Below are 13,820 nucleotides of genomic sequence, written 5' to 3' on the forward strand. Positions count from 1 at the left end.
TGCTGATACGCTTGCTGATGCTGAAGCCGATGTGCTCAATGACGCTGATTGACTAGCTGATACAGAAGCTGATTCTTGCGCTGACGTACTCAATGACGATGATTGACTCGCAGACACACTTGCTGATTCAACAGCTGATTGGCTCAATGATGTAGAAGCTGATTCAGACAATGATGTAGAAGCTTGTTCTGATACAGACTGTGAGTTAGATACAACTTCTGATAATGATTGTGAAGCTGATGTTGATGCTGATGCTGAATTTGAACCTGAATCTGATTGTGATTCCACTTTCAACTTATAGATATAAGTAACATTCTTCTCACCTGAAGCCACTTTACCAGTCGTATCATCATCACCTGTCCAGTGACCTTGGCTGTCAACTTGACCTACTGGGTAATTACCAGCTTCTACAAGTTCGTAAGTCTTACCTTCGAACTTAATTTCTTTAGGACGATTATCTACTACAGTATCATAATCCTTCTCAAGTGGTTGATCTTGCTCATCAATAACAGATCCCATGATCGTATTTCCGTTAATATCTTTATAATGAACAAAGACACTTCCAACTTCTTCATAAACGTAAGTAATGGTAGATTTTGGTTTGTCAACTTTACCAGTAATAGGATCTGAAGATTTCAAATGACCATTTTCATCAACACCTCCTACTGGGTAATCACCTTTAGGAACAATTTTATAGGTCTTACCATCAGTTGTCTTGATGATATTTGGTTTTTCACCTTTTTCAGTTGTATCATATGGTGTGTCATATGGTGATTTAGGTGTATCTTGACGAGATTTTTGGATTTCGTTACCTTTCGTATCTACATAAGTGATAACAACTTCACCTTCTTTTGGTGTTTCTTTCACTTTATAGATATAGGTTACATTTTTATCTTGTTTAGCAACTGAACCTGTAATATCATCTGAAGATTTTAGGTGACCATCTGAGTCAACTTCACCAACAGTATATGTACCTGCTGGTACCAACTCGTAAGTTTTACCATTGTACTCAATTGTAGCTGGACGATTATCTTCTACTGTATCATAGTGTTTATTGATAGGTTGTTGATTTTCATCTGTTACTGAAGCTTTAATAGTTGTTCCTTCAGTATCTTTATAGTGAACGTAAACATTCCCTTTTTCGTCTGTCTTCTTGTAGTAGTGTACTGTATCACCAGATGGTTTTTCATTAGCAGCTGGAATTGAGAATTGGTTACCAAATCCACCTGTTGTCTTCACTGGATTACCTGATGAATCAGTCTTAATTGTCTTACCATCAGCTAACAAGGCATACTTCGTACGACCACCGATAACGTTTTGTGTATTACCACCAGTTGCTGAGTTTGCAGTTCCTTTCGGTTCATCCGTAAACATGTAATCTGCTTCGTTATAATGACCTTTTGCATACCAACCTGTAATGTAAACAAGACCTTCATCTGGCTTATCAGGATTATGCCATGGAGAAACAGACAATTGGTAATCACCATTCTTACTATTTACAAGTACTTTATCTGTTTCCATATTTGTTGCAGAAGGAATATACTTCTCACCTGCTTTAATCACTGGAGTAGTGTAAACAAGGGTGTAACCATTAGTATCTGTATTGTTAGCCATAGTTGACTCATTGAATGTAGATACAGCTGATGGATCCAATACATAGATCTTAGTTACTGTTGAACCATCGTTAGCTACTACTTCACGAATACGTTTAACGTAATAATGAGCACGAGTTCCCTTTAACTCAGCGTACTTAGTACCTACAGAGTTCCCAAGTTCACCAGATGTAGTTGATGAATCAGCTTGTTGGTACAAAACATAACCTTCAAATGAACGTGGGTTTGAAGCTGTATAGTTTTGACCTTGGATACCTGTCTGTGTATATGAAGCAAGTTCTGTTTCATTACCAGTTGGTTTATAGCTTTGAGTTGTTGTATCTGCTGAAGAGCGTGACGCATCATAAGTTGATGAGGTTGTATCAACTACTTTATAGTGAGTTGTTTGATTCATCTTAGTTGATGGTACACCGATTTGTACGTTTGGTTTAGTCTCACCTTGGTTGGCAGGTGTCAAGTAGTCGTATACTTGTTCTGTAGTATTAGCGAATGCAACATCTTCATTCTTTTTGATAATCACATCAACACTTGCAGAACCACCATCGGTTGAAGCATTGTATACAAAATATGGGTAGTATGTATTAGATGAAAGATTACCAAGGTTTACTTCTTTACCAGAGTTAGCTGAAGTCAATGTTGTATTTGCAACTTCGCTTCCTGTATTCTTGTCTACCAAACGAACATAAACATCAGGATTGTTTGTGCTTGTTGTCTTATCAACTGACAAAGTTACATAGTAATTTGTGTTATAAGCTTGGTTGTAAGATTTAAGGTTCCAAACACCGAATGTCAAACGATCTGAGGCTGGGTCAGCTGAGTAACCTGAAGGAATTGTAGTCGCTTTATCAGTAAGTGTCGCTCCATTGGCATCGTCCATTCCTGGAGTTGCGTCAACACCTGCTGCAAGCGTGTTAGAAGTAGAGATAGCATCCAACTGTGCTGAAATTGCTGGAGCGCCGTTTACTGTTGTGTTTCCAGTAAATCCTGCTGCAGTCAAGGTTGCCATCATGTCATCTACTGACTTGCTCAAACGTTCGCGTTGGTCTGCGTATGATTGAGCTGAAGCATTCGCATTGATCAAGCTGTTGCTTGCTGTCAATTCTGTTTGAACTTTAGCGATGGCAGCATCAAGTGCTGCTTTCTTCTCTGGAGCTGATACAGTTGCTGAGTAGTCTCCTGCAATCTTGTTCAACAATGCTGCTTCTGAAGTGTTTTGTTCCAAAACAACTTTATCTTCAGCTTTCGCTACTGTTGTAGTGCTTTCTACACTTGCTTCAGAGCCAGCTGCTACAGTTGATTCGCTTGAAGCTGCTGAAAGTTCTGCTGAACCTTGTTCGCTCAATGAAGCTGAGTGAGATACAGATACGCTTGTAGAGGTTGAAGCACTTGCAGATGCAGAAGCGCTAGCTGATTCTGTTGTTGACTCAGTTGTTGATTCTGTAGTTGATTCTGTAGTTGATTCAGATTGAGATTCAGTTGTTGAAGTTGTACCAAGTACAGTACTTCCTTGCTCTACAAGAGCTTCACTTGAAAGCTCAGATGCAGTCGCAACGTCTGATCCTGTTTCATCTGCTTTTGCAGTATTCGCTACTGTAGCTGCACCAAAAACAGCCCCAGCTGCTACGATCCCTTTGAGCAAGCCACGGCTTGTCATTTCTTTCACTGATACTGCGTCTTCACGCACTTCAGCTACAACAGTCTCTTCGACTTGACCACGAATGACCTTCAAAAGACCAAAGTTAGAAGTCGCAGCACGCAACCAGTTTTTACCTGATTTGATCAATTTGAAACGAGTCACACGATCCGTTTCACGGAATTCACCGTTCGAACGTTTAAAAAACATTTCTGTCTCCTTATTACATTTTTTATTTCCCTTACATTATAGACTAATGTGTCGATTTTTGGAAGCAATTATCCTTAATTATTGCTATTTTTTTATAATTTTTGTTTTAGATAGTAATAAAATCGTTTTCAGTGGGATCAATTTGTCAAACCGGGGAAATTTTTTGAAAATCCTATAATACTTTTACTTTAGAGGTAAAACAAAAAGCCCCATTTAATAGGGACTTTCCTGATAATTATCTGATTTTTTCCAACATACTTTCAATGTGTTGGATTGATTTTTCGCGTCCAAGCAAGTAGATGGTATCTGGCAATTCTGGCCCATGCATCTCCCCTGAAACAGCGATACGAATCGGCATAAAGAGATTTTTCCCTTTGATACCAGTCTCTTTTTGAACCGCTTTGATTTGTGGGAAGATATTTTCTACTACAAATTCATCATCTGACATGGCTTCCAATTTCGCTTTGAAGGCTTCAAGTACAGTCGGCACGGTTTCACCAGCCATGACTTCTCGTTCAGCTTCTGTCAATTCTGGGAAGTCTGAGAAGAAGAGGTCTGTCAATGGAACGATTTCATCCACTGACTTCATTTGTGGTTTGTAAAGTTCCACTAATTTCTCAGCCTTGTCTGTCAAACGTCCTGCTTCTTCGAGGAATGGTTTAGCCATTTCAAAGATGGTCGCAAGATCCGCATTCTTGATGTACTCATTGCTCATCCAGTCCATTTTCTTTTGGTCGAAAGCAGCTGGAGACTTGCTGAGACGATTTTCATCAAAGAGCTTGATAAGTTCTTCGCGAGAGAAGATTTCGTCTTCCCCACCAGGGTTCCAACCAAGAAGTGCGATAAAGTTAAAGACTGCTTCTGGAAGGTAACCTTTCTTCCGATAATCTTCGATGAACTGAAGGGTATTGGTGTCCCGTTTAGACAACTTCTTACCAGTTTCAGAGTTGATGATCAAGGTCATGTGACCAAACTCTGGCGCTTCCCATCCAAGCGCTTCATAGACCATGAGTTGTTTTGGAGTGTTGGCGATGTGGTCATCTCCACGGATCACGTGAGAGATTTGCATATCGTGGTCATCGATCACAACGGCAAAGTTATAAGTTGGATAGCCATCTTTCTTTTGGATGACCCAGTCACCACCGATATTGCCACCTTCAAACTCGATATCGCCTTTGACCATATCATGCCATTTGTAGATACCTGACTCATTGACTGCCAAACGAACCGTTGGAATCACACCAGCTGCTTCACGTTCTGCGATATAAGCTGCTTTTTCTTCTTCGCTCATACCAAGGTATTCATTGATATAGCGAGGTGTTTCACCTGCTGCTTCTTGGCGTTCACGTTCAGCCGCTAACTCTTCTTCAGTGACGTAAGATTTGTAGGCTTTTCCTTCGGCCAAGAGTTGGTCAATGTATTTTTGATAGAGTTCCAAACGTTCAGACTGGCGGTAGTTTTCATGCGTCTCTGGGCTTTCATCCCAGTCCATGCCCAACCAACGAAGGTTTTCAAGCTGGGAACGTTCGCCGTCTTCGACGTGACGTTTGCGGTCCGTATCCTCGATACGGATGATAAAGGTTCCACCATGGTGACGCGCGTACAAGTAGTTAAACAATGCTGTACGAGCATTTCCGATGTGTAGTAGCCCTGTTGGACTTGGTGCATAGCGCACACGAATATCTTTTGCCATATTTCTCTCCTCTTATCTTGTTCGCTATTTCTAGCTCATTTTTCAATCGTTCCTATTATACCACAAAGAAAGCAGGACTGAAATGAATAAGTGACCTTTCTAGCTTTTCTTCATATATATATGAAAAAAAGTCAGAACAAATGCTCTGACTGATATCCAATCTATTGGTATCTTATTAAACGAACACGGGCTACGGATTGTGTCAAAAACGGAAGCTGAATAGCAATTAATTCAAGACACAGTAGCTGATTGGATTCTTCTGTCGCTTTCTAAGCTCAGAAGAATACCTAATCAGCCTTGTGGGGGTAGGACGACGAAGCGTTTATAAATGATATCGCTTCTGTCCTACTCCCTATTTTCACTTTGCATTTTACGGGCTTTGTATCTTAGTTTAGTCTTTCTTCCAATTCAAAGTCAATTGGCAGGGTTTGTAAAAAGTTCTCCAACTCACGTTCCCAGTAGAACCATTCATGCTTGCCCGGGCTGTGGGTATAGGTGACATCCAAACCTAACTTTTCTAGTTCCTTGACTTCAAAATTATTGGCCTCATAGAGGAAATCCTGCTCCCCACACCAGATCCAGAGTTTGGTCTTCTTATCTGAAAACTTCTTGGCAGCCGTCTCTAGCGAATAGGGACTGGTCGTCCAATCCTCAATCTCTCCAAAGATCCCCTTCCAAAAAGCTGGTTGTTCCAAGTCATTGTTTTCAAAATCTCGATCGTGGAAACTTAGGGCTCCGGAAAAACTAGCCGCATGGGAGAAACGATTTGTCTTGAGAGCCAAGAGCATCGATCCATAGCCTCCCATGGATAGACCAGCAATAAAGGTCTTCTCCCGTTTCTTGGTCATATTAGGGAAGAAGCGAGAAAGAGTCTCTGGCAATTCCTCCGCAATAGCTGTGTAATAGTTGTAGCCATACTGGGTATCTGTGTAAAAGCCATTATTGGTATTGGGTAGGACCACGATCAGATTAGTATTTCGCAAAATGCGCTCCACATTAGTCCGCTTCAACCAGGAGTGGTGGTTGCCATTCATCCCGTGTAAGAGATAGAGAACTGGAATATCGGTATCCGCTGGATCTTCCACGCGCGACGCATCTGGATAAAGAACAGACACGCCCCACTCCATCTTCAAGGCTTCTGAATAATACTCAATCTGCATAACTGCCATTTGATTTCCTCTTTCTACTGTTAAAAACACTCGGCAAGCCTCGGGCCGCCAAGCGTTTCGTTTTCTACTATTATTTCACTTCCATCACGACTGGTAGGATGGCTGGACGGCGTTTGGTTTGTTCAAACAAGAACTTAGACAAGTTGTCACGTACCAAACCTTTTAACTCACCCCAGTCAAAGCTATCTTGATTCAAATAATCTTCAACACTTTGGTTGACCAATTCGCAACTTTCACGAAGAATATCCCGACTCTTCTTGACATAGACAAAACCACGGGTGTGCACGCGCGCTTTGGAAATAATTTTCTTCTCTTTGCGATTCACCGTGAGCGCCACGATAAAGATCCCGTCTTCTGACAAGACCTTACGGTCACGAAGGACAATATTGCCCACATCACCAATGGCATTCCCATCGATCATGACATCTCCAGCTGAGACGCTACCGGCAGGGACGAAGTCCCCCTTTTCGTACTCCATCACAGTGCCGCGTTTTGGAATAAAGATATTCTCAGGCAAGATACCGACTTCCATCGCTACCCGCGCATGGGCATCCAATTCGCGGTATTCCCCTTGGATAGGGAAGAGATATTTAGGACGAAGAAGGTTGATCATCAACTGCAAGTCCCGTGCGTTTCCGTGACCAGACACGCGCAAGCTTGACGTGATCAATTTGACAATGCCACCTGCTTGGTAGATCATGTTTTCCACACGAGCCACCACAGCTTCTTTAGCAATAGATGGCGTTGTGACGACGTAGACCAAGTCCCCATCTTTGATTTCCACATAACGGTGACGGCCAATCGACATCTTGCGCAAACCGTTGATCGGCTCACCCATCCGGCCTGTTTCCAAAATGATCAATTCATGATCCTCAAAACGGCTCATTTCTTTTGGCTTGATCAAGAGTTTTTCATTGGCAAGAGACAATTTGTTCAAGCGAATAGCTGTCCGGACGATGTTTTCCACATCAAACCCTGTCAAGACCACTCGACGGCCAGTCTCAGCCGCAGCATCAAAGACCTGCTGGATCCGAGAAAGGTTGCTGGCTACCGCCGCTACGATGACACGACCATCCCAGTCTGCGATCGTATCTAAGATAGCATCGCCTACTTCTTGCTCACTGGCAACTTGAACCTTGCTATCCGCATTAGCCGAATCACTCAAGAGGGCAAGGACACCTTCGCGTCCAATCTCAGCTAGACGAGCAAAGTCTGTCGCGTAGGACTCGCTGGCAGTTTGGTCAAATTTAAAGTCTCCCGTGTAGACGATATTGCCCTCAGGAGTGCCAATCACAATCCCGATACTTTCAGGGATGGAGTGGGTTGTTTGAAAGAAAGAGACGACGGCATCACCAAAATCAATCTCAGAATTCTGATCGATGACATGGAAGTCGTTGAATTTCTTCACACTGTCATTGCTTTTGACAAAGAGTTTAGCCAACTCAATGGTCAACTCGGTTCCGAATACAGGGACTTTCGCTTCCGCCAAAAGATATGGCAAGGCCCCAATGGCATCCGCATGACCATGGGTCAAGAAAACACCTGCAATGCGGTCCTTGTTTTCAAATAGATAATCCATGTTGGGGATAACGACATCCACCCCAAGTTGCTCATTTTCTGGATACTTCAAACCTGCATCCAAGACAAAAATCGAATCGTTCACTTCGGCAACGTAGAGATTTTTCCCATTTTCTCGAACACCGCCAAGAGTGACTAATTTAATACTACTCACTGTTGTCTCCTTTAGTGTGATTATTTTAATACTTACGGTCCTTGGTCGCCCAAGTCGAATTACAGCTTTGCAAATACTTGCATATCCACTCTATTATACAATTTTTTTCTCTTTTTTTCAAAAAGCTTTCCACAGCAAAAAAGTCCTCTCATCTGAGGTAGATGAGAGGGCTTCTAGGCGCCTATTTTTAGGGGGAAAAGACCCTAAAGATGGTAATCTCCCCGTTTATTTTCAATGATCCGCATAGCTGCCTTGATCACATGAAACTTGCCTAACAATTCCTCTAGGCGCTTACTATTTCGCTCGCTCAATTGGCCGTTCTTTACTGCTTGGGACAGGCGATAAAAATCATCCAAGTCCTCCCCAATGTTTTCAAACAGTTCTTTGGCTTCCTTGAGTCGGTAGCGATTGACTAGGTGGTTCACATCTTTTTTGAAGGAAGCGACATTGTTTTCGTGAATGTCCGTATAGGCTTCCTCTTCTTCCTTAGATTCTTGGTAATTAACCGCCTTAAAGCAAGTGATGAACTCCCGACTTTTGATATTGCAAACAAAGATGACGCCATCACTGGCTACATAGGCTTCTGTATTAGCTGGTTGAACCGCATTACTATCATAAGGAGAGAGGGAGGGGAGGTGTTGGTTGATCCACCTGTTCAGGTGCTGATCATCTACGCCAAAGCGCTCAAAAGCTCTTTGCCGAAAATGGTCACGACAACTATATTCTTGCGCATACGACAATCCCATACTCTCACCTCCTCCTGGGTATTTTATAAAAAATGGCCTCCAGTCTTACGGGACTAGAGGCCTGGTCTGCTTCGCTGACTTGGTGCAATTAACCTATTGGCTAACAAAACAATGTTTATGATGTTGATTTCATTTAATAGTATTTGTGTAAAATACCAGAGGTTTTCTTTGCTATCCCAAATCTAAATTTATGAGCTTTCGACTGGACGCATTGAAGTTTGAAAACCTTTATAAAAAGCTTCTACCTACTATTTCCACGTTTTCTTATGTCTCCGGACAAACTAAGCAGGCTTGCCCGACCGTCCAACCGATCCGACACACACGACATAACTGCTCTTTTACGATAAGAGCATGAACAGCTATCAGCAAAACAGGCCTAAAACGAAGTAACCTAAATTTTAACTCGATAAGGCATTGGTATCAATCCCTTCTTCATCTTTCTAACTATATTATACTCAACTCCATTAGCGATTGCAAGCGTTTCCATCTGAAACTAGTTCCTATTTTTATACGGTTTTCTTCTGACCTCTTTCTAAGCTCTTTTGTTGTATAAGGCATTCATTGAAGGGACGACGTATATTTATAAACAGTAGCTTGTGTTTTAGAAAGAGAAAAAGCTAGAGAACAAGCTCTCTAGCTTAGCATGTAGACAAGGCACAGTAGCTGATTGGCTTCTTCTCTCGCTTGATCAGCTCGGAAGAATTCTAATCAGCCTTGTGGGGGTAGGACGAAGAAGCGTTCATAAATCATATCGCTTCGGTCCTACTCCCTATTTTGACTGTATCCGCTATGCCCTTTGTATCTTAGTAAATGAACACGGGCTGCGGATTGTGTCAAAAAGATGAATCCTCCTAGAATCTGAAGATTCTGCGTCGTATTCCCTATTTTGACTGTATCCGCTACGCCCTTTGTATCTTATTCTTTCTCAAACAATTCATAGTAGTCTGCGATGGCCATTTGGGCTTTTTCTTCTTGATTGAGATCTTGGACGATATGTCCATCTTTCATCACAATCAAGCGATTTCCATATTTCAAAGCATCTTCCATATGGTGGGTGATCATAAGAGCCGTGAGGGCATCTTGTTTCACAAACTCATCCGTCAAGGTCATGAGGGCCTGACTGGTTTTCGGATCCAAGGCTGCAGTATGTTCATCTAATAGCAAAAGTTCTGGACGTTTTAGTGTCGCCATCAACAAGCTCAAAGCCTGACGTTGGCCCCCTGATAGAAACTCAACTGCTGTATCGATATGATTTTCCAAGCCATTGCCGATCTTAGCAAGAACTGTTTGAAACTCTTCTTTATAGCTTGCCAAGTGACGCGGAATCAAACCACGTTTTTCTCCACGAAACTTCGCTACCAAGAGATTTTCTGCCACTGTCATACGAGGCGCTGTTCCCATTTTAGGATCTTGAAAGACACGAGATAGGTACTTGGCTCTCTTCTCAGGAGAGTAGTTGGTCACATCTTCCCCTAGAATATAGATCTTCCCGCTACTAACTGGAAGTGTCCCAGCAATGGTATTAAAGAGGGTTGATTTCCCAGCTCCATTGCCCCCTAAAATCGTGATAAAATCATGCTCTCGAATTTCCAAGGAGACATCATCCAGAATGACTTTTTCTTCATTCATCCCATTGCTCACAGCTTTGGTTACATTTTTTAATTCTACAATTGCTGTCATTTACTGAGTTTCGCTCCTTTCATGATTTTTCCCTTAAAGGTTGGAATCATCAGGCAGATAGCCAAGATCAAGGCACTGAAGATTCGGATATAGCTGGTATTGATGCCAAGCGCAATCACGGCCCAAATCAAAAATTGGTAGGCGATTGAACCGATTGCAATACTGAGCAAGCGCTCTGTCAAGGTGACATTTGAAAAGAGAACCTCTCCAATAATGAGGCTGGCAAGCCCGATAACGATGACACCAATCCCACGTGAAGCGTCCGCATAGCCTTCTTGTTGGGCCATCAGTGCACCAGAAAGAGCAATAATCCCATTTGAAATGACCAAACCCATCAATTCCATCCGGTCAGTGTTGATCCCAAAACTTTTGGCCATGTCTGGATTGTCCCCTGTCGCAATATAGGCTTGACCCAAGCGTGTATCCAAGAAGAAGATCAAACCAAGGATCACAAGCGTTACGAAAATCAAGCCAATCAGGATCTCATTGAACCCACTGGCAAAAGGAAGAAATTCCTGAATTTTTTTATAGCCCAAAAGTCCCAGATTAGCCCGCTGCATGACAAAGAGAATAACCGAGTTACAGGACGTCATCACCAGGATCCCTGACAAGAGTGTGGGGATTCTCCCTTTTGTGTAGAGAAGACCCGTCGCAAGTCCCGCCAAGCATCCTGCTCCAATAGCAGCCAGGGTCGCTATAAGCGGGTTGACCCCTTTAGTAATTAAGGTCACCGCCACCGCTCCTCCAAGCGGGAAGGACCCTTCTGTCGTCATATCTGGAAAATCTAGAATTCGGAAGGTCATAAAGATTCCCAATCCTAAAATGGCCCAAATTAAACCTTGTGAAACAATTGAATTAATCATAGTTTCTCCCTTCGATAGTAGTAGTTTAATTGTAACATAAATATGGAAGAGAACCTATAGGAAATTCACAATATTTCTTGGATCACCAGCTTTTTAAAAATAAAACGGAACCCTCCTGATTATTTGGAGCAGGAGGGTTCTATAAGCTTTTATAATTATGCAAAAAAGAAACCTGTGTTTGTTTCACAAGTCTGGTCTTAATAGGGTAACTGACGACAATAAGGGTGTGAAGTACTACCACTCCAAACCCTACTGTATTCCAATTCAAAGTGGATTCATTCCCCTTGTTGCCGGCAGTTTGAAAGATCAAATTGCTTTACTAGTATACTGTTTTCTCCACTTCAAGTCAATGGATATCCGATGAAACTAGTAACAGAATGAAATGACTAATCGAATAGTTTCTGAAATATTTCATAATATATATGCAATTTTTTCTAAGCTTTCAACAACAAACAAAGAGGCCTTGCTCTTTCGAGCAAAGCCTCTTCCTGTTGGATCTAAAATTGTCACCTCATCAACAAAGATGTCGATGTCTCCTCAATTTTAGTCTTCACGTTTCTTGCGTTTTGCAAGTCCAGCGAGTCCAACCATACCAAGTGCAGCACCTAACAATGCAGCTGATACTGATTGTTCTTCACCAGTGTTAGGAAGTCCTGGAGCTGGTGGAGTTGTTGGTGTCGGTGGTGTTGGAGGAGTCGTTGGTGGTGTTGTTGGTGGTGTTGGAGGAGTTGGTGGCGTTGTTGGTGGTGTTGGTGGTGTATTAGGCGGTGTTGTTGGTGGTGTTGTTGGCGGAATAACAGTGTTGTTAAACTCTGTATCTTCTGGCAACTTAGTAGTAGCTACTAATACTTTACCTTCTTTATTCACCACGATACCAACGGTCGCAACCATCTTATCGTAAACAACGCTAGAATCTGTACCACGAATTTCTTCTACATGGTAGAGGTGAGTTCCTTCTTCACCACGTTTGAACTCAAGATTTGAGAAGGTAATCTTACCAGCCGCATCATTCTTCACAGTTTCGATCACATTGCCTTTTTCGTCTTTCAGAACGAAGCTGAATTCACCAGCTTTCAATGTGCGTCCTTCCAATTTCTTAGTGAATTGGAATTGAACCTTAACTGGAATGTTGACTACACGTTTTTCAGTTGGTTTTTCTGGTTTTTCTACAGTCTTCTTAGTTGGATCGTATTGGTGTACGATTTGTGAAGCTGTATTTTCGATATCCACACCCTCTTGAGCAGATTGTTTAATTTCTGCAGGGATTTCAAACTTGTAGTAACGTCCGAAGGCCAACTTAGTTGTGTCGATAACTTGTGTATTTTCTGCATCGCCAAGTGACTTAGTCAAGTCCGCTTTAGAAGTTGCAGTAATTACACCATTTTCAACCTTGATATCAAACTTAGCTGTCACATCTTCTCCTGTTACAGAGTCGTATGCTTTAATATCAGCTCCGTTAACATTCAAGTTTGCACTGTCATATTTATCTGTTACACCTACAGATTGAATATTGTGTGCTTCAGTGAATTTAGTTGTATCCAACCATACTTGGTAGTATACTTTATCACCTTTCTTAAGTGTCTTCGTATTGATATTTTGAGCTTCGTTGTTGGCAGTACCGTCCACATATGGGTTCGCATTGGTGTCCGCAACTTTATGTTCCAGCTCGTTATCATCATCGAGAAGTTTCACACCTGTCAGATCGAATTTAGATTCGTTCAAGATGTATTTCTCTGGGTTGAATTCTGGAGTTTCTGGAGGTGTTACACGGTTGTTGAACTCTTTGTCTGCTGGATCTGTTACGTTAGTGATGAGAGCTTTCGCTGTTCCGTCATGTTTAACTTCTACAGTTACTACTGCTTTCATCGCATCGTAAGTGACAGTTCCGTCAGTACCCTTCACTTCTTCAACTGTGAACTTGTGTTCGCCTACTTGTTCTTTCTTGAATTCAAGTTTAGAGAACTTAACGTTACCAGATGCATCGTTGCTTACAGTTTCAACAACTTTACCTTCTGAATCTTTAAGTACGAAGCTGAATTCGTTCGCTTGCAATTTACGTCCTTCTAAACGTTTAGTGAAGTTGAATTCTACTTGTACTGGTACGCTGTTTACACGTTTTTCAGTTGGTTTGTTTGGTTTTTCAACTTTCTTAGTAGTTGGGTTGTAGTAGTTAACGACTTGAGCCGCAGTATTTTCGATGTCTACTCCGCCTTTAACGTCAGCTTTCACTGTAGCTGGGATATCAAACTTGTAGTAACGTCCGAATTCGAATTTAGTTGTGTCGATGACTTGTGTGTTTTCCGCATCGCCAAGTGACTTAGTAAAGCCATCTTTAAGGGTTGCAGTAATCACACCGTTGTTCACAGCGATATCGAATTTAGCTGTTACATCCGCACCAGTCTTACCATCGTATGCTTTAATAGCTGAAGCTTCAACGTCGACTTTTGCCTCATCGTAGTCATCTGAGATTCCTACTGATTG

General features: G+C 42.0%; 8 protein-coding genes. All 8 read right to left on the reverse strand.

All coding sequences use genetic code 11. The annotated features are described in order from the left end of the window. Nucleotides 1–3,456 (reverse strand): accessory Sec-dependent serine-rich glycoprotein adhesin (locus HMPREF2917_RS11555; protein ID WP_176745962.1); only part of this gene is annotated, 3,456 nt, incomplete at its 3' end. A gap of 235 nt (nt 3,457–3,691) precedes the next feature. Beyond that, nucleotides 3,692–5,149: a glutamate--tRNA ligase gene (gltX, locus tag HMPREF2917_RS08510; RefSeq protein ID WP_070590217.1), complete on the reverse strand. Its 1,458-nt coding sequence runs from the start codon at nt 5,147–5,149 to the stop codon at nt 3,692–3,694. A gap of 386 nt (nt 5,150–5,535) precedes the next feature. Further along, on the reverse strand, nt 5,536–6,318 hold the full coding sequence (locus tag HMPREF2917_RS08515) for an alpha/beta hydrolase (protein WP_070590220.1): 783 nt from the start codon (nt 6,316–6,318) through the stop codon (nt 5,536–5,538). Between the two features lie 70 nt (nt 6,319–6,388). Further along, nucleotides 6,389–8,050 carry a ribonuclease J gene (locus tag HMPREF2917_RS08520; protein ID WP_070590222.1) on the reverse strand — a complete coding sequence of 554 codons (1,662 nt, stop codon included), beginning with the start codon at nt 8,048–8,050 and terminating at the stop codon, nt 6,389–6,391. A gap of 203 nt (nt 8,051–8,253) precedes the next feature. After that, on the reverse strand, nt 8,254–8,796 hold the full coding sequence (locus tag HMPREF2917_RS08525) for a hypothetical protein (protein ID WP_070590225.1): 543 nt from the start codon (nt 8,794–8,796) through the stop codon (nt 8,254–8,256). Nucleotides 8,797–9,711: 915 nt separating this feature from the next. Continuing rightward, nucleotides 9,712–10,476 carry an ABC transporter ATP-binding protein gene (locus HMPREF2917_RS08530; protein ID WP_021154011.1) on the reverse strand — a complete coding sequence of 255 codons (765 nt, stop codon included), beginning with the start codon at nt 10,474–10,476 and terminating at the stop codon, nt 9,712–9,714. Beyond that, nucleotides 10,473–11,339, reverse strand: a complete 867-nt coding sequence (locus HMPREF2917_RS08535) for an ABC transporter permease (protein WP_070590227.1) — start codon at nt 11,337–11,339, stop codon at nt 10,473–10,475. The genes HMPREF2917_RS08530 and HMPREF2917_RS08535 overlap by 4 nt, the downstream gene beginning before the upstream one ends. 543 nt (nt 11,340–11,882) lie before the next feature. After that, on the reverse strand, nt 11,883–13,820 hold a 1,938-nt coding region (locus HMPREF2917_RS11745; protein ID WP_256324261.1), incomplete at its 5' end, for an SspB-related isopeptide-forming adhesin.

It is taken from the genome of Streptococcus sp. HMSC061E03 (assembly GCF_001813505.1).
Lineage (GTDB): Bacteria > Bacillota > Bacilli > Lactobacillales > Streptococcaceae > Streptococcus.